This window comes from Neorhizobium alkalisoli, assembly GCF_007829835.1.
Taxonomy (GTDB): Bacteria; Pseudomonadota; Alphaproteobacteria; order Rhizobiales; family Rhizobiaceae; genus Neorhizobium.
This window is the reverse complement of sequence record NZ_VIWP01000009.1, coordinates 14648-37814: the sequence shown is the minus strand read 5'-3', so window position 1 is coordinate 37814 and position 23167 is coordinate 14648. Positions and strand designations below refer to the sequence as shown.

The window sequence follows — 23167 nt, the reverse complement described above, 5'->3', positions numbered from 1 at the left end:
ATGCGCCGGGTGACGGGAACCTCAGACCGAGGGCTGCAGACCGACCGAAACCGCCGTCTCAATGTTGCCCGGCTGCGGTTTCGCGGTGCCTTTCGTGTCCTGTGTTGCGGCGAGGTGATCGTGTGAGAAAGACTCGCGGAAAAACTGGATCGTGGAAGGCAGCGCGGACAGCAGGTACTCCGAACCGTGCCTTGATCCTTCGAGAAAGCTGATTTTGCATGGCACGCCGCTGTCAGTCATCGCTTCCTGCATCAAGGAAGCGCCGCGGGCAGGGATGATTTCATTCGTTGAATTGAAAAGCAGCGCCGGAGCAGCCTTCGGGGTGACCCTGCTCAAAGGGCTGGTCGAGGCGAGGAGGCTGAGGTTGTTGGCAACCATCGCCAAAATGACGCCGCGGAGGAACGGGACCTGCTCACCCGCATCTTTGATCATATCCCAACTAACTCCATGGTAGTCACGCAGATGATCGCTGTCCCCGAGCGTCGCGGAGCTATCCATGAACCCCTTGAAGTCGATCAGCGGTGACCAGGCGACGACAGGAACGCCTTGCTGCAAACCGACCTCGATCGCGACCGTACCACCAGTGCCTATGCCTAGCACCGCGATACGAGCCCGATCGAAGTCGAAATCAGACCCACGGAGCCACCGGAGCGCGGCGACCGCGTCGGTCAGCGCCCGACCGTTCGGGCCAGTTCGATCCAGGCGGTAATTCGCCGAGAGCACGAGAAATCCCGATTTGCATAGGCGCTCCGCGAGGACCGCCTCTCCGTTCTTGTCGCCCTCAAGCCATCCGCCATGCAGCAATAGGATCGCCCCAAGGGGGGCGTCCGGAACGTACGCATCGAGCATGAGAAGATCGCTGTATTCAAGATCGGCGAGTACTCGCATGGCTTTCTCCTCATCGGCAGGTTGGGCGCTCGCGGTCGTCAAGGCGGTCACGCGGCTGCGGAAACGATCACCGGAACGCTCTTGTATGACGGCGTTCCCGATAGACGGTCGTAGCGTTCGAGCGTGATGACCACGTTGAGTTCCGGGTAATAGCCAGCCACCGATCCCTTGGGGATGTTGTACTCGACCACGGTGAACTTGCTCGCCTTTCGAGGTTCGGTCGAAAGGATGGTGGTCAGGTCGATGAGGTCGCCGTCACGTAGTCCTCGGTCGGCGAGGTCTGTCTTGTTCATGAAAACGACGTCCCTTCTGCCAAAAACGCCGCGATAGCGGTCATCGAGCCCGTAGACGGTGGTATTGTACTGGTCGTGGCTACGGATGGTCGTCAGCATAAGCGCATCGCGATCACGGAGCAGGTGATCGCCATCAAGGCTGGGCGGTAGCAGGAAAGCCGCCTTTCCGCTTTCCGTCTTCCACATCCGGTAAGACGCGGGGACGTCGAGACGGAAGCCACCCTTTACGCGGACACGCCTGTTGAATTCGTGAAAGTCCGGGAACACGATCTCGATCTTGTCGCGGATACGATCGTAGTTGCCGATAAGCCCGTCCCAGTCGATCCCGTGACGCGACCCGAGCGTGGCCTTGGCGATCCCCGCGATGATCGCAGGTTCAGAGCGGAGCAGGGGACTTGGCGGGTTCAGAAACCCGCGGGACGCGTGGACCATGGACATTGAATCCTCGACGGTTACCGACTGTGGTCCCGACGCCTGGGTGTCGAGGTCAGTTCGTCCGAGACAGGGCAGAATGATCGACGTCTTGGCCAGCAGGAGGTGAGAGCGATTGAGCTTTGTCGCTATATGAACGGCCAGATCCAGCTTACGCATCGCTTGGAACGTGGCATCTGGGTCCGACATCGCGACGGCGAGGTTTCCGCCAAGGCAGACGAGAGCCTTGGATCTGCCTTCAGCTATCGCCGCGATTGTTTCGATCGCGTTGTGGCCTTTCTCGCCCGACGGCCGAAAACCGAACGCTCTCTCCATGCCGTCCAGCAATGCCGCGTTCGGAATTTCCGTGATGCCGACGGTACGGTCACCCTGCACGTTCGAATGACCGCGAAGCGGGCAGATCCCTGCGCCTTTCCGTCCCATGTTCCCGCGAAGCATCAAGAAGTTCGCGAGTTGCTGTACGTTTGCGGTTCCGTTCTCGTGTTGGGTGACGCCCATACCGTAGCAGACGATAACGTTTTTTGCCTTGATGTAGACGTCCGCGGCGCTGGAGAATGCTTCCAGGGTAAGCCCGGAAACCTGGATGATGCTTTCCCAGCTCGTAGCTTCGATATCCTGCCGCAACTCCCTAAATCCGACGGTGTGCTCGGCGATGAACAAGCGGTCGAGAACGCCTTCTCCGCCCCGTCGAATGCTGGCCGTGTCCTTCTCGAACACCATTTTCATCAGTCCGCGGAGGACGGCGATGTCACCGCCGATACGTAGCTGATGGTAGGCGGACGCAATTGGGGTCGAGGTCAGAGTGACCATTTCGACCGGGTTTTGCGGAGCGGCGAACTTTTCCAGCGCGCGCTCCCTGAGAGGATTGAAGACCACGATCGGGACGCCCCTCCGTGAAGCTTCGTGCAGCGTCGTCATCATGCGAGGGTGGTTGGTGCCCGGATTGTGGCCAAACGAGAAGATCGCATCACAGTGATCGAAATCCTCAAGCAGGACGGTTCCCTTGCCCACGCCGATCGACTTTGGCAAGCCTACGCTCGTGGCTTCGTGACACATGTTCGAGCAGTCCGGGAAGTTGTTGGTGCCGAAGGCGCGAACGAAGAGTTGATACATGAAAGCTGCTTCGTTCGAGGCACGGCCGGAGGTATAGAACTCGGCCATGTTCGGATCGGGCAGCTTGTTGAGTTCGGACGCGATGATTTGAAGCGCCTCTTCCCATTCGATGGCCTCGTAGCGGTCGCGGCTCCGATTGTAGAAAAGCGGCGTCGTCAGTCTTCCGGCGTCTTCCAGCTTGTGATCTGTCCAGGTCCAGAGTTCGTCGACGGTGTTGTTTTCGAAAAACTCCGGGCCGACCCGTCGAGCGGTTGATTCCCACGTGATGGCCTTCGCGCCGTTCTCGCAGAACTCGAACGAGGAAGTATGCTTGGGATCGGGCCATGCACAGCCGGGGCAATCGAAACCGTCCGGCTGGTTTGCCTTGAGGAGCGTCGCGGCTCCCTGAGCGACGACCTGCTGATGGGCCAGGGTCTTGGCGACGGCCCGAAGGGCTCCCCAACCGCCTGCTGGGTCGTCGTAGCGTTCAATACCTTCTGGCCGCTCTTCCTGCATGCTCGATCCTCTTTGCCGCTTGAACCGGATGCGCGCGGCGGTCGGCCGCACGCAATTGTCCGATCAGAGAAGGCCAGCGTCACGAGGAGGTATTGTAAGAAAACGCCGCCGTCGCTCGTCACCGAGCCGCGCACGGGCGCGCTCTAGGAGGTTTGCGCGACAGCGAACGGAAGGTCGAACGCAAAGCAGGCACCGCCCGCGGGAAGATTGGCGACCGTCAACTGTCCGCCCATGGCCGCCACGGCGGAGCGGCATATCTCGAGACCCATGCCGATACCGGTCGCCTTGGTCGTGAAAAAGGGCTCGAAGAGCTTCTGGATGTACTCCTCGGGGATACCCGGTCCGGTATCGCTGACCCTGACCTCGACCGCTCCGTCTTTCGCGACGAGTTCAATCGTGACACGCCGCACTCCCTGTTGACCTCGCATGGCGTCAATCGCGTTGTTCACAAGGTTGACGAAAACCTGCTGAAGCTCGACCTGATCGCCCATGATCGCCGGAACGGCTGTCGCGCATACCACCTCCAATTCGACATGCGCGCGTTTCAGATCGTGGTCGATGAGGTCGCGTGTCTCGAGAGCGAGTCGATGAAGGTCAATGGTTCCAACCGCCCGGCGTCTCCCCACGAGATTTTCACGTGTTCGCTGGACGATACCCGATATGCGCTGCGCGTTCTTCTCCATGCGCTGCAATATGCGGTCGACCCCTTCGATGTCGGGGTTTTCGCGTGCGATCATCCGGGTCCCGGTCCGCGCGTCGAACACCATGGACGTGATCGGCTGATTAAGTTCATGAGCGATCGAGGCGGAGAACGCCCCGACAGTCGCGATACGGTTCGCTCTAGCCATTTCCGCCTGGGCGGCCTGGCGCATCTGCTCGATGCGCTCCTGCTCCGAGAGGTCGAGGTGGCTTGATAGATGCAGTCCGTCGGAAAGCCTGGTCACAGTGAAGTAGACAGGAATGCGCCGCCCCGCCTTGCCAACGAGCACTGTACGACCGTCGATATGATTGACGCCGTGATAGTACATCTCGAGCTGGCGAAGGAGAACCTCCGTACCATCCTCGGCGTTCTGGGCGGGCGGGTTCGCGACAAGGTCGGCAACATTCTCGTAACCCATCAGGCGCGCCAAAGCATCGTTTACCCTGGTGGTCCGGATCGCCCCGAGAGTGCGGGCCAGTTCGTCGGGGTGAGCGGCCATGTAAGACCGCAGGTCCGTCACGCCGCTGTCCTTGATCGCGTCCAGCATTGTTTCGGCTTTGCTGAAATCCATCTCGGCAAAGGTCATGTTGCTGACGTCGAACAGCCCGGCATACCTCTGCTCCGTCAGCATGAGCTCTGAAGTCCGCTCCGCCACGCGCTGCTCGAGCGTCTCGTTGAGTTCCTTGACCTTCTGATGCGAGGTCACTTCGTCATGGATATCCGAGACGCCGCCGTAATACCTGATCTCTTCCGGGCTTTCACCGAATTGAACGGGTCGGCCAACCAGCGACATCCATCGGTATTCTCCGGTCACATGACGCAGTCGATAGGTCGCGCGTACCTCCGAACGGTCTGAGATAGCCTCTTTCCAGACCCTAGAGAATTTCTCCCGGTCTTCTGGGTGGATGTCATCCGCATAGTCTTGTCGCCCGATCGTGGCCTGGACATCCCGTCCGGTGATTTCGGTGTAGCGACGATTGAAAAAGTCGATCTTGCCGCTGTGGTCTGCACGCCACAAAATCTGCGGGACCGAGTCCGTGAAGTTCACCAGTTCCGTCCGGCTGGTCTCCAGCTCGTCCCGGACCACCTGAAGCTCTTGCTTGGCGACAACCTCGTCGTGGACGTCGGAAAGTCCGCCGAAGCGTTCCACTTGGTCCGTGAGAGGCGAGTAGGCCGGATTGTCGTAGATCTGCATCCAGCGATAGGACCCATTCGCCTGGCGAATTCTGACCTTGAGATTCGTCACGGTCCTGTTGGCGACGGCGGCGGACACGGTCTCGTTGAGAATCGGGATGTCGTCAGGGTGGACAACGTCGTTGTAGCGTTGTCCTTCCAGAACCGAGAGCCGATCCAATCCCGTTACGGCCGTCCAACTCGCGTTGAGATATTCGATCTCCCCGCGAGGGTTTGAGCGCCAGAGGACATAAGGGACCGAATTTGCAAAAAGGTCGACTTCGGCTCGACTGTGTTCGAGGTCCTGCTGTGTTGCCTCAAGCCGCTTTCTGCTGACGAGAAGAGCCGCCGTGACGCCTATCGCGATACAGGCGAAAAGGCAGCGCAAGATGCTCGCGGCCTTGGGATCATGGAGATGGACGACGACCCACGCCAGAACGGTCAGCGCCACGCAGCCCTGGGCAGCCCGCGTGACCTCTTTGCCGCTGCCTACAGCGGAAACCAGCACCAGTGCCGCGAGGTACAGGATTGCGACAGACGATTCGTATTCCGCGATGCTGTCGATCCAGAAAACCAGAGCGGCCAGCGCGGTTGCCAACATCAGGAAAACAGGTCTTCGTATCGGTTCAGTCATGCCGCCCAGGCCCTCGTACAGCCGGCCGTCCCAATGGCCGTCCCCATGAGCATGAATATCTCCTTATCAGTCCATTGTCGCTAGGCATTAAGACTCGCCGAGGCCGACGGGAGAGCATTTTTGCTTCCGTTTCGCTCAGTGCCGGCCGGCCCGTATCGCGCGCCGTGACACCGATCGGGAAACGCCCGTCCAGCCCGTTCGTCGACGCTTCTCCGCCGAGGGCGGGCGCGCTTCGGTCGGAGATGTCGGCGGGGATTTTTCGGTCTGGGCGGGACAGGTCGCGCTTCGGAGAGAACGGCGCGATTATCCAATAATTCATGTCCAATGCCCTTCAGGCTTCAGTGATCCCGGATGGCTGGCGCTACCGCTATCCAAATCCGGCAGCACCGCAAGGAGACCTCCATGGACCAGACAGTCGCATCGACGCTTCGAAAAGCTCCCCTTAAAACACCGACGGACCTCGGCCAGAACGCGCGTACCGATATCTCCGGAGCGCTTACTGCGCTCCTCGCTGACGTTCTTGTACTTTATCTCAAGACCAAGAACTTTCACTGGCATCTCTCCGGGCCGCACTTCCGCGACTTCCACCTTATGCTGGACGATCAAGCCGGTCAGTTGATCGGCATGACGGACGCGATCGCCGAGCGTGCCAGGAAGGTCGGCGGCACGACGCTGCGGTCTATCGGCCATATCGCGCGCGTTCAACGACTGCTCGACAACGACGCTGAATTCGTTACCGCCGAGGACATGCTCGCCGAACTCAAGAGCGACAATGAGCAGCTGATCGGTATAATGAGGCAGGTACACGAATTGACCTCCGAGCATGGCGACATCGCGACGACGAGCCTCCTCGAGGGCTGGGTGGACGAAGCCGAAGGCCGCGTCTGGTTCCTGTTCGAATCGAACCGCAAAAGCTGATCTTTGTGGGATCACGGCGAGAGGAGCGATGCAGCCTCGGCTACATCGCTGATGTCCTGCCGATACTCCACCGCGTCCAAGGCCTTGAGAAGCGCGCTTCTCGAGGCGCTTCTTCGATCGGGCGAGGAATGTCGGTAAAGGCTGGTCGCGCACCTCAGGGCAAAGGTACCAGCGGCCTGTCTCACGGCCAGATCGTGAGCCCTTTGCAGTAGCGCGCGTCCGTCTGTCGGCGAAGTCGGCATCGCAAGCTCCCCGCGCAGCCTAAGGACTTCGGCACCACACCAGGTACCTTCCGGTACGATGCGCTCCAGGAGTTCCGCGCTGGCGAGACGACCGCCGATGACGAGGCAGTTCTCGAAAGGCGTCCCCCCCAAACGGGACACCGTCCGGTCAAAAAGAGCCGAGTCGTTCTCCCTTGTCGCGGCGATAACATCTTCGTAGGCCTGTCCCCAGGCCCTCCATCTCAAAAGCGAGTTCCTGGTCGACGCTTCGCGGAGCATTCCGACGAGCCGTTCCCCAAGCACAGCATTGCCGATACCAAGAGCCGTCGGGCAAGCCGAGGCTGCCAGAAATAGGCATGTCGAGATGGCATGGTCTTTCTCCATCACCTCGTCCAGAGCCTCGTGGAGAGTGGTCTCCGCGGCGGAGTATCGCCCCTGTATCCAGAGCGTCTTTACGATCACGCAAAAGGCGCTGATGCGAATGTCGAAATAGCTTGAGCTATTAGCTGGGGGCTTCTGGAGTTCTCTAGGTGGAATGAGCGTGATCCGCGCGTGCTCCATCGCGTTATCGAAGTCGCCGATATAGTGGTAGTTGTGGTTCAGGAAGTGGCTTCTGGCCGGCGGAGGCATTTGGTCGAATTCTTTCTTGAAACGATGAACAAGGTCGATCGCCTTCTGATAGTGACCGTTAGCCGTATGAATCGCCGCTGCGCCGGCTATTATCCGCATCAACATTGTGATGTCCCTCGCTTCTACGGCGAGGTCCAAGGCCCGGTTGTACTGATCGATGACATCTCCATTCCGATCGAAGGTTTTCGTGTGATACAGCGCGATGCCGTACGACATGCGGAGTTTCATCTCGAGGCCCGGATCGGAAATGCCTTTGGCCTCAAATAGCTTCAGGGCCCGTTCGGATGCTGACAGCTGTTCCGACATGAGACCAAATTGGACCCAGGCGGTGTCGGATATCGCTGTAAGGGCCAGACCAAGGTCTTCGTCGCCGTCTTCGCCCAAAGCCCAAAGGAGAGCGCAACGCAAATCGTTTACGATCTCTCCGTTGTCGGCGCGCCATGTAGGCGGATCGATCTGATACCATTGCTCGTTAGCCGCACGAAGACGGCCAAGACAATATCGAGCATGCGTTAGCCTGCATGATCTGGAGAAGCGCGTTTCGGCAAGTTTTTCGCGGGCGTAGTCCCGCGTTGTCAGCAGCAGCTTAAACCTTCCCCCTCGCTGGGTGACGGCCAAGAGCGACTTGAGGAAAAGGCCATCGAACGCTTCGTGAAATGTGTCTGGATCGTCTAGTTTCCCCGAAATCGCGAGTGCTGCATCCGTGGAAAACGTCCCTGCAAACACCGAAAGCCGCAGTAGGAGCTCTTTCTCCTCATCGGACAGGGTGGAGTAGCTCCAGTCCAATGTCGCCCTCATTGTCTGCTGGCGGGGCGGCGCAGTTCTTCGGCCACGTCTCAGGAAGGAGATCGGCTCGGCGACAGAGCTATGAAGGGACGGCAAGTCCATATCGAAAAGGCGCGCGGCGGCAAGTTCGATAGCCAACGGTATCCCGTCCAAGCTGCGAACTATGTCCGCTACGAGCTGGAGGTTGCGTCTCCCGGACAAATCGAGATTGTCCCCGGCGAGAACCGCAAGCGAAGTGAATAGTTCGATAGCCGGAACGGTGCTGATATCCGAGCCGTCCTCCACCTCAGGCGGCAGCTCAAGCGGCGCGACCTGCCTGACCTTTTCCATTGAGGTCCTCAGAGGCTCCCGGGTCGTCGCGAGGATTTGGGTCGTCGGCGATTCACGAAGGATGATCTCCGCAGAGTTCGCGGCGGCATCAACTATACGTTCGCAGCCGTCCAAGAGCAGCAGCGTGGGTTTCTTCGAAAGCTCGACGACTATGCCCGGAAGGACGTCGTCTCCAAAAGTACTGAGGCCAAGTTCGGTTGCTAACGTAGACAGAAGACCCTCACCGTCGATGAGGGTAGCAAGATCTATGAAAACGACTCGCGTTTTCTCCGCTACCGCATTCGCGCAGGAAACTGCGATCGCCGTTTTCCCGATTCCCCCAGGGCCGGCGAGCGTCAGAAGACGGCTCTTGTCGAGCAGTTCGAGCGTGGATCGAATGTACTCGCTTCTGCCGATCAGCCTCTTCGGCATGCGTGGCAGGCTGCCTACCGGGTGATTGGCGATACGTGGAACGGGCTTATGGACGGCTTCCTCGCTCGAAATTTTACGAACGTCACCCGCAAACACATATCCTCGACCGGGTATTGTCTCGATAAGATGTCTCGCGTGGTCCCCGAAAGCCTTCCTGAGCGCTACCAAGTGGACCCGGAGCGCACCTTCGTCCACGATAGTCGTCGGCCACACAAGGGCGATCAACTCTTCCTTGGTCACGACGTCTCCGGCCCTGCTGACAAGAGCCGAAAGAATGTCGAACGCCCGACCGCCGAGCCGCAAAGGCAGTCCGTTTTCGGTCAGCCGCCGTTGTTCGGTATCGATTTCGTAGTCGTCGAATTGAAGATGCGACATGCCAGATGACCTCGTGGCTCAGTCGCTTGTGTCGACGGGTGAAGGGCGAGAGAGGTGTAACCTAACGGCGTTCAGGATAATCACCGAATCACCGCGCCCATTGGCCTGATCGAAGGCAATCCAGTTGATGACACCGCGACGATCCACGAGATATGTCGCAGACATCTCCGGTGAAGCCTTGTTGCGGTTGAAACCGTAAATCCTGGAAACGAGGGCCTTGGGTTCCCAATCCAGCAATACCGGATAGCCGGCCCGGAAGGTTTCGAAATGGCGTACCCGCGATTGATCTGCGCAGATTATTCCGACGAGACCCACGCCGAGTACCTCGAGTGTCGGAGCAATGGCGTTGAGGCAAGCTGACTGCTGTAGCCACGAGTGTTCTGATCCGGAATAGAAATGAAGGACGAAAGGCGCTCCGAGAAGTTGGGCAAAACCGAAACTTCCCTTATCGCCGCGCGGCAACACAAACGCAGGTGCATACTCGCCAACCGGGACGCCTGCTCCAATAAGGCAATCCGGTTTCACGGCGCTTGCATGCTCTGCGGGCAAGTCGGCAATCCCGTCGTATTCTGGAATGGCTGCCAGGTTTGCTTTCGTCATTGCTCCCTATCCCGACATACTAAGCACGGAATCCGTCCCGCTGACCGCAAAGGCGGCTGCATCACATTCCATACAAACACCATCAGAGTTGAACGCTCGGATGGAAAGGTCGTCAGCGAGCTGAGGGCCATGCTGAAGCTTCACCGAAAACGTGAGTTAACGCATGTGAAATGTTGTTAAGTTTGGGTTTTTGAAGCGGACAGTGTGATCCAAGTCGCCGTTGTGCGCCGTAGTCGCGGGGAACTTGTACGCCGAGAATAGCGTTCATGCTCGACAATACGCCCGCCGTCACCGCGCTGCGGGAACATACGCAAAAAAGGCATGCCCCGTTGGAGACATTCCCCGCAATATCGGTGATCGACGATGATCCCAGCGTCCGATCCGCAATCGACGACCTCCTGAAGAGCAGTGGATAATCTACCAAAGTGTTCGGCACTGCAGACGTCTTTCTGAGCTCCTCATCCATCTGGGACAGCGATTGCATCGTTAGTGACATGGAAATGCCCGGTACAAGCGGGGTCGAACTTCTTCGCCTCCTTCGCCTGAGAGGGATCGACACCCCGGTAGTGCTCATGTCAGCAAGAGCAGGGGTGTCGACCGCAGTTGAGGCTACAGCGTATGGAGCGTTCGCTTTCGTGGAGAAGCCGTTCTTGCCGGAGCGGTTCCTCGAAGTGGTCCATTCGGCGAGCCGGCGAGGCTCTCGGTCGCAGCGAATGCTTGGCGCGCGGGGGTGAACTATCGCATCGGCAGTTTCCCACACTTCAAAGCCGTTTGGCGAATTGCAACGTTAGTTTTCCCGGGCTAAATCTCTGTCTGGACGGCGCGGGCTCTGACAAGATCTATTCCGGCTGGGGCCGTCGAGGATAGAGGATCGCCCGGTGCAAGAGAAGTCGTCATCACAGCCGCTTATCCGCATTGTCGATGACGACAGTTCGGTGCGCGTAGCCCTTCTCGATCTGTTCCAGTCGATCGATCTCGAAGCGATCGCGTACGATTCGCCCCGGGCCTTGCTGGAAGCCGACAATCTCGACACCCCCGGCTGCATAGTGCTCGACGTCAGGTTTTCCGGTTCAAGCGGCCTGGATTTCCAATCCGATCTACAGAAGGCTGGCAACCGTATGCCCATAATCGTCGTGACGGGGCACGGGGACATTCCCATGTCCGTCAGGGCGATGAAAGCCGGAGCCATCGATTTTCTGACCAAGCCGTTCAGAGACCAGGACCTTATCGACGCCGTAACCGGCGCGATCAAGCGAGACCAAGTGATCAGGTCGCAATCTCAGACCCGGTCGGACGTCGAGCGGCTCAGGGAGACCTTGACCCCGAGGGAGGTCGAGGTGATGCATGCTGTCGTAAACGGTTACATGAACAAACAAATCGCCGGCCAGCTGGGGATCAGCATGGTCACGGTGAAACTTCACCGGTCTAACGTGATGAAGAAGATGCGCGTCCGATCTGTGGCCGACCTCGTGAAGAAAGCCGAACTTCTCGGGCAAGACCAGCCTGCGGCTCAAGGAGATAGCTAAGCCGCCTTGTTTGCCGTAAAGGGGCGCATGCTTGCGCGCGTGGACAAGGACATTGGAAAGCGCTGATGCTCATCGTCTCTTGCGGCGAACTCCATCTCCAGTGACGGCGAGAGAGTTGCCGTTGCGCCCTCGGCATGCTTTTCCAGTGCGTATTCGCGTATCAGCCTCGGCATAGCGTAGGTCCCGTCGCGCTGTTGACCTGCTATGAGCGATTTGACGACAAGGCCGTCAAATGCTTCCTCGAAGTCCGACCGTGCGAACGCGAAACCGTAATGTTCCCGCGCCGCGTCTTTTGTGAATTCGGTCTCGAACACCGAGAGCAGGCCGAGCAAAGACTGCATGTTGCCGTCGAGAAGGTTGTAGCTCCAGTCGATGTTCGCGCGCAACGTCTGTTGGCGTGGATGGGATGTCCGGTTTCCGCGACGTAGTGTTCTTAGAGGACGATCGAGGGATATCACGAGATTTTCAAGCCCGAGATCCGCGACGCGAGAGGCGGCCAACTCGATGGCCAAGGGGTTGCCGTCCGTCTTGCGGACAACTTCGGCGGCGAGTTCGATTCCTCTTGGGCCGTCTATCGCATATTCCTCCGCGACCATGGAGACGCGTTCAGCAAACAGCTCGACGGCGCTGAACGTCGCCAGATCATCGATGCGTTGCCTGGCTTCAGGGACGGCAAGTCCCCGAAGATGAAGCACGTTTTCGCCGATGATCCCGAGAGGTTCCCGGCTTGTCGCAAGGATCGTGAGATCCGGGTGTCTGTCGGCAACGGATTCGGCGACCAAGGCCACCCGATCGATGGACCAATCGCAGCCGTCGAGAACCAGCAGAACGGTTTTCCCGCCAAAGCCCTCTACGACCTTTCGCAATATATCCGACGTCAGATACCCTGCCATGAGGGCTTCAGCGATCGGAGTACAGGGCCTTGCTGCCTGATCCGCAATGTCCACGAACAGAACGCTGTCATAGGCCTCTTGAAGGAGACGGGCCATTCGGAGCGCCACGGCGGTCTTGCCTATCCCTCCCTGTCCAACGATGGTCGTGATACCCGCGCCGATCTCGTCCGCCCATTTCGCAATCAGCTTCTCGCGGCCGACAAGGCGGGCGCAGCTGTTTGGGAGGCTCTCCGTCCGCGACGCCCTTAACGCCGAGCCGACGGCTCGGTGATCGCTCAGCCTGGTGACGGGAACGGTGAAAGTGTAGCCGCGCCCGGCGACGTTCTCAACCATGCTGTAGGGATTGCCGCCGTCAAGTGCTTTGCGAAGGGATACGATGTTCACACGCAGGGAACTCTCTTCCACGTGTGTCTCGGGCCAGGCCACCTCCATGAGTTCCGCTTTCGACAGGATCTCTCCCTGCCTTGACGCCAACGCGGCCAGCAGATCGAACGCTCGGGAACCAATGCGGACGTCGCAGCCAGAGCGCTTGAGGCTTCGGGCCGGAATGTCCATTTCGAAATCGTCAAACCGCAGTATCGTCATCGTCCACCTGCGCTCGCTTCGGGATCGATCTGGGCAAAGCCGCATCAGCGATCCAAGGTAAAACCAGGGACAGCGTCCTAGAAGCGTGCCCATGCAATCGATATACGACCGGTGGATAGGAACAATTGTACTGTGGGTTGGCCCAACCTATCCCTAGAGACAGGGTAAGATCCGCAACGAGGCCGACAGACGGCAGCGCGAGCCCTTGCGGGAAGCCACGTGTGTCCGCGCTCATCTAAGGGCATTTCGTATCGAAGGGGGAGGAGGTCAAGGGCTCGTAAGAGGGGGGCGGTCGTCCACATGGACCTGGTTTTGGTAAGACCAGAAGCCCTCGCCAGGGAAATCGCTTGTCGAGATGCTTACCTTCTGGCCGGTGGGCTTAAATGTGGCAGAGGCGCTTCCCGCGCTATACTTCCCGCCTTTTGCCGCGAGCTTGAGGGCGACGTTTTCAAGTAGGTGGGCAAAGGACTGTTGATCCATGCCGTCAGCCGCGTTGACAAGGGCTATCATGCTGTCGGCGATCACCTCTTGCATTGTCAGGTCCTTGCTCATGACGGCTCCGGTTCTGGATCGACGCTCCGGGATGGCCGGCGCGGCAACGCATCGGCACGTCGGACATCTCATACCTACGATCTCGCCTCGCGAGAGTGGAATTGAGGATGCCCACCCCGGGGAGAGAACCGGGATGGGCGCGTCCTGGCGGGCTCAGGAGCCCATTGTCAGGACGACGCGGAAGCGAGGCTTGCCGTGCATCATCTTGTCGTAAGCTTCGACCGCCCGCTCCAACGGGAATTCCTCGATCATCGCAGAGATGCCGAAAAGCGAACTGAAGCGAAGCGTCGTGTCTCCGGTCGCCGGGTCGCCGGTAAGCGCGCCCTCGACCGAACGCTCCTTGAAAAAGAGGTCGCCAGACGCGAGTTCGATTGGTTCTGCCGTCGCTCCAAGGACGATCGTCTTTCCTCGAGCTTTGAGGCCCTTGATCGAGTCCGAAACGCCCTTGCCGCCAGAGGCGGTAGCCAGGACGAGGTCCGCGCCGCCGAGCCGCTGAAGCGCGTCCGCGACCGATTCGGCGGCGCTGTCGATGTAGTGGTGAGCGCCCAGTTTGGTCGCCAGCTCACCGACGGCCGGACCGCGCCCGATCGCCACGACCTCGAACCCCATGCCGCGTGCGTACTGAACGGCGAGGTGGCCGAGCCCGCCGATACCGATGACCGCAACAACGTCGCCGGCCTTAGCTCCGGAATTCCTCAGCGCGCTGAAGGTCGTCAGCCCGGCGCACAGGAGGGGAGCGGCTTCGACGTCCGTGAGATCGTCGGGAACAGACATCAGTCCCGAGGCCTTTGCGACCATCCACTCGGCATAGCCGCCGTCATGGTGGACGCCCGTGAACTCCTGGTTCCTGCAGCTCACCAAATGACCGGAGCGGCACTCGGAACAATGTCCGCAACTGCCCGCCAGGAAGCCTACGCCGACCCTCTGGCCGATGCTCCAGCCCTCGACGCCTTCGCCGAGGCTTTCGATTTTTCCGACGACCTCGTGGCCCGGGACCCGCGGCCAGCTGATCGGGAAAACGCCCTCGACGGTCGCGGCGTCTGAATGGCACACCCCGCAGGCCTCGATTTTGATGCGAACCTGACCGGGGGCAGGCGACTGCATCGGCTTCCTGGTAAATTCGAGTTTGCCAGGCGAGACGGCCTGAACGGCTAGATAGGTTTCTGTCGTGTCGGTCATCGCGCTCTCCGTGGCCCTGTGGCGATATGCTCTTTGCCTTGTCGCAGGGAGTCAGTGCCGATTATTGTAAGATTGGGGCGTACCGCCTGAAGGCGGTAGCTGATGCCGGATGGCCGCCTCGGCTTCGATTTTGCTGAGACGGCCTGGTCCTTCACGTCAGCACGATGTCCAAAAGATCGATCGAGACGACGAGGGGTTCCGACATGGCCTGCCCGTCCGGCTGTCTCGGGAAGATGCGGCGGTTCGTCGGGATCATAATCCCCTGGACTTCCGTGTAGCCGCCGATGTAGTGCGCTCCCGGAGTGCCGCCGGCGATTTCGACGTCGTAGTCGTGGCGCTTGAGCAAGCCCGCGTCATCGAAATAGATAGTCTGCACGGCGCTGTGGCTGACGATGTCGGCCGGGAACGTGATCCTGAGCCTGTGCCAGGTTTCGCCGTTCTCCTGCCAATCCGGCAGTTCCTCGGTTACGACGCCCTTGTGGCCGAGCAGAAACGGCATGTTCAAGTAGGTCCACATGGCGCAGCCGGCGAAATACGCAAGCTGAAGCTCGTTCCACGGCGTCTCAAGCGTATGCCCGGCGAATGAGGAACGTGGGTCGCGCAGCTCTTCAAGAACCTTGCCCTGGACGTTGCTGAGGGCGACCCTGCCGGGTTCGAAGCTCGATACCTTTGCCTCGGGGCCGAATGGCGAGTGCGAAGCCCACTCTCTCACGAGATCGACGGTCACGCTGGTTTCGGAAAGCGTTGTCGGCTGTCCTTTGAGGGTCCACAAGGCTCCCCCCTGAGTAAGCCGCGCCTTGAGGAGAGAGAATTTCTTCCATCTTTCGAGACCGCCGTGGGCGTCGATGATCTTGCTGACGAGCGCGTTCATTTGATAATCCTCTGAGTTGGGTGAATTAGAGTTCCAGGAAGGTCTTCACGTGCGTGACGAACCTTTCCGGCTGTTGGAAGAGCGCGCCGTGCCCTGCGTCCGGGTAAAGAACCAGGGTGGCGTCCTGCATGTTCTTGAACATCGAGTAGGCGTTGTCGGAGGGGAACATCGTGTCGTCGCTGCCATGCACGATGAGCGTGGTGGTGGGTATCGACTTGAGTGAGAGATGATCCGGGTCCATTCTCGCGCACCACTCGATGATCGCCTTGGCCTGTGGATCGCTTACGGCGTCACCCTTGTCCGGAGCCCGATCGTGCGAGCGGGTCAGTGTCCTTTCGATGAACGCCTTCCCCGCTGCCTGGCTTTTCGCGGACGGTGTGAAGAACAACGGAAGGCGCACGTCAGGGGCGTTCTGCCCGAATGCCTTGCCGGCCACCTCGAGAAGGTGTTCCTCTCCGCCGGCGGGGGCACTCCCGGCGACGACCATCCGCCCGATCGCCACCCGCCTGCGCGCAGCCATCACCTGTGCGAGGAAGCCTCCAAGCGAGAAGCCGAGGAGATCGACTTCACCGAGGCCAAGTGCCGCTATAAAGCCTTCTGCGTAGTCCGCCATTGCCTCGACGCTATCCGGCGTCACACCATCGGAGGAGCCGACGCCGGCGTTGTCGAACACAAAGACCTCGGCCACTTCGGCAAGCGCGTTCACCACGGCCGGATCCCAGGCGTCCATCGTTCCGGTGAAATGCTGCAGAAGGACCAGCTTCCGCGCAAACCGATGTCCGATCCGGCGATAGGCGAGCTGCACTCCTTTCACATCCACATATTCAGTTACGGCGGTCTCAAGGGTGGCGGTCATGACAGATCCTCGGTGGTTTTTTAGGTTAGCGATCGGAAAGTTCGAGCCGCGCCAAGACAACAAGAACAGCTGTCCGGTGAGACAGGCTTGCGGTTGCGCCGTTCGGCTGAAGGAGAGGAGGGCGTCCTGGGGGAGGGCGGCGGCTATTTCGCGGTGACTGGCTTGGCGTACATCCGACCGGAAACCAGAAGCCAAACCGTCATCACGGTCAGTCCGAGCACCAGCAGGTTCGCCAGGAAAAAGGTTATAGGTGCCACCACGGATATCGCCGCGTTATCTCCGTGCCCAAGAAGACGCACCGGAGCCGTCGCCATGGAGGTGGCCCCGAAGCTGAACGCCCAGAACCCCATCACCGCCCCGGCTTCGCGCAGCCACTGAGAAAGACGAAGGAGGACGACGAGCTGGAGAATTCCGTAGCCGATCAGGGCATGGACGAACATGTCGGGAGCGCCGCCGCTGACGGAGATATAGGCGACGGCTCCGACCGGAGCCGGGGCGAGCTGCACACCAAGCGTCGGCCGAAGCGCCGGCGGTGTCATAGGCCCCGTGAGCAGGCGATGGAGAAGAACGGACTCGATCGCAAGCCACGAGAAGATCCCGGCTCCGAAAGCCAGCTGTCCCCAGTCCTGATATCCGAGCGAAGAGGCGATGGTCGCGGTCACGAAGCTTCCGGCGACCGTCGGCAGGTAAAGCACCGCCGTCGTGGTCGCGGGGTCCCGCTCGCCGTGCCAGAGCCCACCCGTCCGCCAGACGGCAAAGATGCCAGTGAACGCGAAACCGACGATAAAAAGCGCGGCACCGGCAGTGTAGGAATAAGGCTCCGCAGCGCCGGCGATGAGCATCGTCGCGACCCCGATCAAACCGACAAAGCAGCATTGGACCGGGTGGTTGATCTCCGTGACCAGCTTATCCATGGCGAGGACCGCCTTGGCTGCGAACAGGATAACCAGGACCGCCCAGACAATGGCGGCGAGCGCCAGGATCCATTCCGAAATCCCGTTGCCGATATGCCAGGTTTGTTCAGCGGCGCGCCAGGCGTTTCCGAGACCCGCAAGTCCCAGAACCATGCCGAAATACGCCGCCGGCGTTCTGGCGGCCACACTGGCGATCCAGCCCGTGTTCAGCTCTTGTGGATTGGGTTGAAATCCCGTCGAATCGATTGCCATTTCACACCTCTCAAAGATTTAGGAGATGGCCACCGGCATCTCTGTCTCGGTGGCCGATCGATCGCGGCATGATCAGCGTACGCTTCTCTCAAGTTCCTGGAATTCGTCGTCGGAAAGCTGGATACGTGTGGCGGCGACATTCTGCTCGAGATGGCTGACCTTCGAAGTACCTGGGATCGGCAGCATGACCGGGCTTCGCTTGAGCATCCATGCCAGCGCGATCTGGCCAGCTGTCGCAGCGTGGCGCTTTGCGAGCGAGTCGAGAACCCCACCAGGACGGGCGAGGTCGCCTGCCGCCAACGGAAACCAGGGAATGAACCCGATGCCGTTGCGTTCGCAGTAGTCGAGAACGTCCTCGCTTCCACGGTCGACCAGATTGTAACGGTTCTGGACGGTGGCGACCTTGAAGTAGCGGGAGGCTGCTTCGATTTCCTCGATAGAAACCTCGCTGAGCCCCGCGTTCGCGATCACACCCTCGTCGAGCAGCTGCCTGATCGCTGCGAACTGGTCCTGCATGGGGACGCGCGGGTCGATCCGGTGGAGCTGCCAAAGCCCGATCTGTTTAACGCCCAGCTTCTTGAGGCTGCCCTTTGCGCGCTCGATCAGGTACTCGGGTCGACCGTGGGGCATCCACTGGTCCGGACCGGGGCGGCGCAGTCCCGCTTTGGTGGCGACCAGGACGTCGCTGCGGCCCGCCAACGCTTCTCCGATCAGTTCCTCGGCGACGTCCGGGCCATAAGAGTCAGCGGTGTCGATGAAGTTCACTCCCAGCTCCACAGCCCGGCGGACGGTCGCCAGGGCTTCGTCGCGGTCAGCCGGAGGACCCCAGATGCCGCGACCGGTGAGACGCATCGACCCGAAGCCCAGCCTGTTTGCGACGAAATCGCCGATTTTGAAGGTTCCGGAAAAGCTTCCAATTGTCTTGGCGTTGTCCATTTCAAACTCCCTTTCGGCGGCCGTTTTCGAAATGCCGCGTGTGTTCGTCGGCTTTCGGCCGGTCGTCAGTCTTCGTGTGGGAGCAAGTTACGACGACGAAAGTCGCCTTTATTGTATCATCGTGCACGACAGCGCCTGGCGAGCCTCTATACCTAGAGCTAGGTGGACTGGGGGTTGGCGTCTGATAAGGTCGCTCGCATGTTCGCGGTTTAGCGAGCTGGATGCCCAGGGTTCGGATTCCGGAATCGGATCCGTGCGTTCGTCTGTAATGTCGTTAGCCGCGTTGGAATATGAAGTCCGAGACGCTTTGCACCTACCCAATACCGCAAAGTCGTCGCGGCAGTTCCAAAGAGACCGTCGGAGCCACGTGATTTGCTGACGATTGCAATAGTTGAGGACGATGACGGCGTGAGGCTCGCGTATGCGGACCTGATGTCGTCGTACGGGTACGAGGTGAGAGCATTCGGGTCTGCCGAGGATTTCATTTCCTCGAGTTGCCACGACGAAGTCGAGTGCCTCATCCTGGATCAGCGGCTGCCTGGGATGAGTGGCCTGGAGCTCCAGGCTCAATTGCAGCGGCAGCGCAGTACGCTGCCGATAGTCTTTGTCACCTCGCACGACGACGACGTGACGAGAATGAAGGCGCTGGAGAACGGCGCGGTCCATTTCCTCAACAAGCCGATCGATGCCGACGAGTTGGTTAGATGCGTCACAGACGCCCATAGTCGGACACGCGAAGGCAACTAGCCCTCGACGAAAAAGGCGCTCGCCGACGTATGGGTGCGTCTTCATGCGTGCCGCCCTGGCGCGTGGCAGAGTCAGTTTCCATGCTTCCGCATTCCCAGTGTCATTCGAACCGAATTTTGCAATTATCCCAGAAGCCTACCGTCTATCCTCGCCTGGAAGCTGAAATCGTTCCGCAGGGCCGAAAGGGTAGTACAGATGTTGCTAGAAGCCACCCTCCAGAAACTCATCAAGATTGGCACTCTGACCGTCAGGTTCCCCGACGGACGTTCCCAGACTTTTGGAACGGGTCGAGAGCCTCACGCCGCCATTGTGATCCGCACCGAACGCGCCAAGCGGCGACTGCTGCTCAACCCGGCCCTCGCGCTCGGCGAGCTTTATATGGATGGGGAAATCGAACCCGGACCCCGCGGCCTTTTCCAGACGCTGGATTTTCTCGCCATGAACTCCATGGAGGGTGGCAGTCATCCGATGGACAAGCTGATGGAAAAGGTCCGCTGGTTTCGGCGTAAATTCGACCAATTGAACTACGCAGCACGCTCGAAGAGGAACGTCGCTCATCACTACGATCTCGACGGGCGGCTTTACTCGCTCATGTTGGACGAGGACCGTCAGTATTCCTGCGCCTATTTTCCGGAAGGCGACGAGACGCTGGAGGAGGCCCAACTCAAGAAGAAGAGGCATATCGCTTCCAAACTCAGGCTCGACCGACCCGGACTCGATATCCTGGATATCGGGTGCGGCTGGGGAGGGATGGCCCTCTATCTCGCCAGGGAGTTCGGTGCCCGCGTGACGGGCCTGACCCTATCCGAGGAGCAGCTCAAAGAGGCCCGGGCACGCGCCAAGGAGGCACAGCTCGAGCACATGGTCACTTTCGAGTTGATGGACTACCGAAACTGGACCAAACAGGTCGATCGCGTCGTATCCGTCGGAATGTTCGAGCACGTGGGCGTCAACCACTTCCGGACCTATTTCGACAAGATCAAGTCGATCCTAACTGACGACGGCGTTGCGCTGATCCATGCCATCGGCCGCGCGGATGGTCCCGGCAGCACTAATCCGTGGATCGCCAAGTACATCTTTCCGGGCGGATATTCCCCGGCGATCTCCGAGGTCATGTCCGTCGTCGAGAAATCGGGTCTCTGGGCCACGGATATCGAGGTGCTCCGTCTGCACTACGCCAGGACACTGGAGCAGTGGCATCATCGGTTTGCCGACAACAGGAGCAAGCTCGCCAAGCTCTATGACGAGCGTTTCTGCCGGATGTTCGAATTCTACCTCATCGGGTCAGAACTGGCGTTCCGCCGAATGGGGCATATGAACTGGCAGCTGCAGCTGACAAAGAACGTTTCCGCCCTTCCGCTAGCCCGAGACTACATGTTCGATACGGAGCGTAATTCGGCCGCAAAAAGCACCATGGCCGAGGGCCTCACAGCCGTCGGCTGGGACCGTCAGCGGGAAATGTCGTGAAAGCTGCGAGCTCCCTCGTTCGATCCTAGTGATGCGTGCTCGAGTATTTGAACACCAATTTGGCGTTTGGACTATCCAGCGTGTAACTCAGCACGTCACAGCTGCCCTTTGCCCGCACTGGCGAAGGGCCAGAGAGCACGATGTTGTTTCCGCTGAAATAGCCGACCACCTCATACGGCGCTGGGGCGCATCCCATCCGGTACGTGTAGGCAGTGCCTGAAATACGGCTTCCTTCTTCAGAGCCCTTGAAGACGACGGTTCCTTCCTGGATTCCGGACGTCAGAAGCGATGCCTTAGGCGTCGCATAGGTCGCGGTCGCCTCACCGTTCACGACGAACCAGTTGATGACCGAACCGTTATGCTCGTAAATATCCAGCTCTCCGGCGAACGCTCCACCGCATATTGCGGCGGATAGAACAAGTGACGCCAGCAATTTCGAGAACAACGAAAAATCGCGCATGATATCCATTCTTATGATGCATGTTGTCGAAGTGGCTTCAGCCCAGGAGGACGCATAAGCCATGTCACCGGTAGTCGCATTTGCCCATAAACAGCTTCACCGGGCCGCCGCTGCGATCCATCAACTGATTTCCATCCAGTTTGAAATCGATACCCTGAGCGCCACCCCACTCGTATGAGTATCCGATGCCCGATCGCCCGGCGAAAAGCGCTTCAGGAGAAACCTTTGCGACGATAGCACTCGGATATTTGTCGTTGCGACGGACTTCGACCTTCCGGCCATCTGAGAAGGAACATTGAACGATGACGGGCAGACCTGGAAACAATGTCGCCAATTCCTTCTTCGCAGCGATCTCCGCGGCTGCGGCCCTGTCCGTGACGATCGCCGACGATCTCCCGCGATAGCAGTGATAGACAGCCGCGAAATCGTATTCGTCCGACGCGGCGTCCTTACACGCTCGGTAAGCGGCTACGAGGTCCTCTTCGTCCCTCGGCGGGCGAAGCGACTGAAGCGCTAGGCGTTGCGCCGCGATGCAGTCATCCTGCCCGGGCCAATCGTCGGGGTTGCGCTGTTCGCAGAGTTTGGAAATCTGGCGATCTACGGTAGCGCGGTCCCAAGCCTTCGCATGCGTGAACGCGCAGAAGAGTAGGGTGATGGAGACAAGTATCGGCAAAGGACGCATATGATTCCGCTCGGCAAGCTGTGGGCCGAACTATGTCAGTTGCCGCCGCGGTGGCAAATGCCCGGTAGGCAGTTCCCAAAGATAACTGACATCTTTCGCTGCAGCCGCGCTGTGACGCGCGTTCTGGTCGAGACAAGCATGTACGTCGAAACGCTCTACAGCGCCGAAAGCGTGATGGTGATCCCTACGAATGCCTCCTCGGATTCCAAAGTGACAGGATGTTACAATCCTGCGGCGGCGGACGCCCCCATTCTCGTCTCCGTATCCTCGATACTTCAGTCCGCGACGTGACATCGGATCACTGGCCGACATCGATGGGTACGGTTCCCGAAATCAGTCAACACGCCCGCGCGGTCGCAACGACGAGATCGCCGCCAGGCAAACCGCCCAAAGGAAACTTCCATGACGGACAAAGTCATCCCGCTCGCATATCGCGACCCGCAGAACCCGGCACTGCCCAAGACCGACGTCGAGATCGATATCCCGCGGACCGCGCTGGTAATTACCGACCCGCAGATCGACTTCCTGAGCCCCAAGGGCGCAGGGTGGGGCGCTTTCGGCGAAAGCATCACGGAACACAATACGGTCGATAACATCGGCAAGCTCTTCGAGGCGTCGAAGAAGGCAGGCATCGAGGTGGTCATTTCGCCCCACTACTACTACCCGTTCGATCACCGCTGGGATTTCGCCGCTACTGGCGAGACGCTGATGCATAAGCTCCGGATGTTCGACCGCCGCGATCCGTTGTCGCTCGAAGGCTTCGACAATTCAGGCGCGGACTGGATGCCCGAGTACAAGCAGTACATCGAGGACGGCAAGACGATCGTGTGCTCGCCCCACAAGATCGCCGGGCCGCAGACCAATGACGTCGTCTTTCAGCTGCGCAAGAAGCGCATTGACAAGGTGATCCTGGCAGGCATGGCCGCGAATTTCTGCGTCGAGTCCCATCTCCGTGACTTTGTCGAGAAGGGTTTCGAAGTCGCTGTGGTCCGCGATGCGACGGCTGGAAGCAAGCTGCCCGAAGGCGACGCCTATCTCGCGGCGCTGGTGAACTTCCGCTGGTTCGCGAACGCGCTCTGGACAACCGAAGAGGCGGCCGACCGTCTTTCCCAGGCTTCGCTTTCCTGCCCGATGCCGATGGCGAGTTGAATTATAAAGGTCTTTCCGCCATATCCGGGACGGCTCTTCCTCAGATCACATCGATACCAGCGCCCGTCGGGAAGAGAGGGGCGCTGCTCACCTTCCAAC

20 protein-coding genes are annotated in these 23167 nt (G+C 59.6%); 6 read left to right on the top strand and 14 right to left on the bottom strand.

Going from position 1 to position 23167, the window contains the following annotated elements; genetic code table 11:
- Positions 1–21: 21 nt before the first annotated feature.
- The 3 genes from FHW37_RS26020 to FHW37_RS26010 form a co-directional block, all read right to left on the bottom strand.
- Complete coding sequence (locus FHW37_RS26020; protein WP_145641688.1) at positions 22–888, bottom strand: alpha/beta hydrolase; 867 nt, start codon at positions 886–888, stop codon at positions 22–24.
- Positions 889–935: 47 nt separating this feature from the next.
- Complete coding sequence (locus FHW37_RS26015; RefSeq protein ID WP_145641893.1) at positions 936–3221, bottom strand: FdhF/YdeP family oxidoreductase; 2286 nt, start codon at positions 3219–3221, stop codon at positions 936–938.
- Positions 3222–3364: 143 nt separating this feature from the next.
- Positions 3365–5728, bottom strand: coding sequence for a PAS domain-containing sensor histidine kinase (locus FHW37_RS26010; protein WP_145641686.1), 2364 nt, complete (start codon positions 5726–5728; stop codon positions 3365–3367).
- A gap of 402 nt (positions 5729–6130) precedes the next feature.
- Here FHW37_RS26010 and FHW37_RS26005 point away from each other — a divergent pair, with 402 nt between their 5' ends.
- The gene (locus FHW37_RS26005) at positions 6131–6646 is read left to right on the top strand and encodes a Dps family protein (RefSeq protein WP_145641685.1); all 516 of its coding nucleotides are present in this window, start codon (positions 6131–6133) and stop codon (positions 6644–6646) included.
- A gap of 11 nt (positions 6647–6657) precedes the next feature.
- On the opposite strand, the gene FHW37_RS26000 is transcribed toward FHW37_RS26005, so the two are convergent.
- Entirely contained in the window at positions 6658–9399 is a 2742-nt protein-coding gene (locus FHW37_RS26000) for an ATP-binding protein (RefSeq protein WP_145641683.1), read from the bottom strand.
- Between the two features lie 18 nt (positions 9400–9417).
- Positions 9418–9999, bottom strand: coding sequence for a redoxin domain-containing protein (locus tag FHW37_RS25995; protein ID WP_145641681.1), 582 nt, complete (start codon positions 9997–9999; stop codon positions 9418–9420).
- Between the two features lie 425 nt (positions 10000–10424).
- Here FHW37_RS25995 and FHW37_RS34685 point away from each other — a divergent pair, with 425 nt between their 5' ends.
- Both FHW37_RS34685 and FHW37_RS25985 read left to right on the top strand, forming a co-directional pair.
- Positions 10425–10733 carry a response regulator gene (locus tag FHW37_RS34685; protein ID WP_145641680.1) on the top strand — a complete coding sequence of 103 codons (309 nt, stop codon included), beginning with the start codon at positions 10425–10427 and terminating at the stop codon, positions 10731–10733.
- A gap of 144 nt (positions 10734–10877) precedes the next feature.
- Complete coding sequence (locus FHW37_RS25985; RefSeq protein ID WP_246690913.1) at positions 10878–11525, top strand: response regulator transcription factor; 648 nt, start codon at positions 10878–10880, stop codon at positions 11523–11525.
- On the opposite strand, the gene FHW37_RS25980 is transcribed toward FHW37_RS25985, so the two are convergent.
- The 7 genes from FHW37_RS25980 to FHW37_RS25950 all read right to left on the bottom strand — a co-directional run bounded on the left by FHW37_RS25980 (position 11522) and on the right by FHW37_RS25950 (position 18563).
- A complete protein-coding gene (locus FHW37_RS25980) occupies positions 11522–13003 on the bottom strand; it encodes an ATP-binding protein (protein WP_186458394.1) in 1482 nt (493 codons plus the stop codon). The genes FHW37_RS25985 and FHW37_RS25980 overlap by 4 nt on opposite strands.
- Positions 13004–13270: 267 nt before the next feature.
- Entirely contained in the window at positions 13271–13555 is a 285-nt protein-coding gene (locus tag FHW37_RS25975) for a hypothetical protein (RefSeq protein ID WP_145641674.1), read from the bottom strand.
- Positions 13556–13708: 153 nt separating this feature from the next.
- Positions 13709–14734, bottom strand: a complete 1026-nt coding sequence (locus FHW37_RS25970; protein WP_145641672.1) for an alcohol dehydrogenase catalytic domain-containing protein — start codon at positions 14732–14734, stop codon at positions 13709–13711.
- A 151-nt stretch (positions 14735–14885) separates the two neighbouring features.
- The gene (locus FHW37_RS25965; protein ID WP_145641670.1) at positions 14886–15605 is read right to left on the bottom strand and encodes a hypothetical protein; all 720 of its coding nucleotides are present in this window, start codon (positions 15603–15605) and stop codon (positions 14886–14888) included.
- A gap of 25 nt (positions 15606–15630) precedes the next feature.
- On the bottom strand, positions 15631–16461 hold the full coding sequence (locus FHW37_RS25960) for an alpha/beta fold hydrolase (RefSeq protein WP_145641667.1): 831 nt from the start codon (positions 16459–16461) through the stop codon (positions 15631–15633).
- Between the two features lie 143 nt (positions 16462–16604).
- A complete protein-coding gene (tehA, locus tag FHW37_RS25955; RefSeq protein WP_145641665.1) occupies positions 16605–17627 on the bottom strand; it encodes a dicarboxylate transporter/tellurite-resistance protein TehA in 1023 nt (340 codons plus the stop codon).
- Between the two features lie 72 nt (positions 17628–17699).
- On the bottom strand, positions 17700–18563 hold the full coding sequence (locus FHW37_RS25950) for an aldo/keto reductase (protein ID WP_145641664.1): 864 nt from the start codon (positions 18561–18563) through the stop codon (positions 17700–17702).
- A 372-nt stretch (positions 18564–18935) separates the two neighbouring features.
- Here FHW37_RS25950 and FHW37_RS25945 point away from each other — a divergent pair, with 372 nt between their 5' ends.
- Positions 18936–19310 (top strand): response regulator transcription factor, encoded by a 375-nt coding sequence (locus FHW37_RS25945; protein ID WP_145641662.1) that lies wholly within the window; start codon positions 18936–18938, stop codon positions 19308–19310.
- A gap of 195 nt (positions 19311–19505) precedes the next feature.
- Positions 19506–20777 carry an SAM-dependent methyltransferase gene (locus tag FHW37_RS25940; RefSeq protein ID WP_145641661.1) on the top strand — a complete coding sequence of 424 codons (1272 nt, stop codon included), beginning with the start codon at positions 19506–19508 and terminating at the stop codon, positions 20775–20777.
- Between the two features lie 25 nt (positions 20778–20802).
- On the opposite strand, the gene FHW37_RS25935 is transcribed toward FHW37_RS25940, so the two are convergent.
- Both FHW37_RS25935 and FHW37_RS25930 read right to left on the bottom strand, forming a co-directional pair.
- A complete protein-coding gene (locus FHW37_RS25935) occupies positions 20803–21237 on the bottom strand; it encodes a hypothetical protein (protein ID WP_145641658.1) in 435 nt (144 codons plus the stop codon).
- Between the two features lie 64 nt (positions 21238–21301).
- Positions 21302–21919: a hypothetical protein gene (locus tag FHW37_RS25930; protein ID WP_145641656.1), complete on the bottom strand. Its 618-nt coding sequence runs from the start codon at positions 21917–21919 to the stop codon at positions 21302–21304.
- A gap of 402 nt (positions 21920–22321) precedes the next feature.
- Here FHW37_RS25930 and FHW37_RS25925 point away from each other — a divergent pair, with 402 nt between their 5' ends.
- Positions 22322–23068, top strand: coding sequence for a cysteine hydrolase (locus tag FHW37_RS25925; RefSeq protein ID WP_145641654.1), 747 nt, complete (start codon positions 22322–22324; stop codon positions 23066–23068).
- Positions 23069–23167 lie beyond the last annotated feature (99 nt).

What these genes read in the sequence shown, in the direction of transcription:
- FHW37_RS26020 (WP_145641688.1), bottom strand. Translation starts at nt 888, where the DNA reads ATGCGAGTACTCGCCGATCTTGAATACAGCGATCTTCTCATGCTCGAT.
- FHW37_RS25935 (WP_145641658.1), bottom strand. Translation starts at nt 21,237, where the DNA reads ATGCGCGATTTTTCGTTGTTCTCGAAATTGCTGGCGTCACTTGTTCTA.
- FHW37_RS25965 (WP_145641670.1), bottom strand. Translation starts at nt 15,605, where the DNA reads ATGAACGCGCTCGTCAGCAAGATCATCGACGCCCACGGCGGTCTCGAA.
- FHW37_RS26000 (WP_145641683.1), bottom strand. Translation starts at nt 9,399, where the DNA reads ATGTCGCATCTTCAATTCGACGACTACGAAATCGATACCGAACAACGG.
- FHW37_RS26015 (WP_145641893.1), bottom strand. Translation starts at nt 3,221, where the DNA reads ATGCAGGAAGAGCGGCCAGAAGGTATTGAACGCTACGACGACCCAGCA.
- FHW37_RS25995 (WP_145641681.1), bottom strand. Translation starts at nt 9,999, where the DNA reads ATGACGAAAGCAAACCTGGCAGCCATTCCAGAATACGACGGGATTGCC.
- FHW37_RS25960 (WP_145641667.1), bottom strand. Translation starts at nt 16,461, where the DNA reads ATGACCGCCACCCTTGAGACCGCCGTAACTGAATATGTGGATGTGAAA.
- FHW37_RS26010 (WP_145641686.1), bottom strand. Translation starts at nt 5,728, where the DNA reads ATGACTGAACCGATACGAAGACCTGTTTTCCTGATGTTGGCAACCGCG.
- FHW37_RS25930 (WP_145641656.1), bottom strand. Translation starts at nt 21,919, where the DNA reads ATGCGTCCTTTGCCGATACTTGTCTCCATCACCCTACTCTTCTGCGCG.
- FHW37_RS25940 (WP_145641661.1), top strand. Translation starts at nt 19,506, where the DNA reads ATGTTGCTAGAAGCCACCCTCCAGAAACTCATCAAGATTGGCACTCTG.
- FHW37_RS25980 (WP_186458394.1), bottom strand. Translation starts at nt 13,003, where the DNA reads ATGACGATACTGCGGTTTGACGATTTCGAAATGGACATTCCGGCCCGA.
- FHW37_RS26005 (WP_145641685.1), top strand. Translation starts at nt 6,131, where the DNA reads ATGGACCAGACAGTCGCATCGACGCTTCGAAAAGCTCCCCTTAAAACA.
- FHW37_RS25950 (WP_145641664.1), bottom strand. Translation starts at nt 18,563, where the DNA reads ATGGACAACGCCAAGACAATTGGAAGCTTTTCCGGAACCTTCAAAATC.
- FHW37_RS25975 (WP_145641674.1), bottom strand. Translation starts at nt 13,555, where the DNA reads ATGAGCAAGGACCTGACAATGCAAGAGGTGATCGCCGACAGCATGATA.
- FHW37_RS25925 (WP_145641654.1), top strand. Translation starts at nt 22,322, where the DNA reads ATGACGGACAAAGTCATCCCGCTCGCATATCGCGACCCGCAGAACCCG.
- FHW37_RS25970 (WP_145641672.1), bottom strand. Translation starts at nt 14,734, where the DNA reads ATGACCGACACGACAGAAACCTATCTAGCCGTTCAGGCCGTCTCGCCT.
- tehA (WP_145641665.1), bottom strand. Translation starts at nt 17,627, where the DNA reads ATGGCAATCGATTCGACGGGATTTCAACCCAATCCACAAGAGCTGAAC.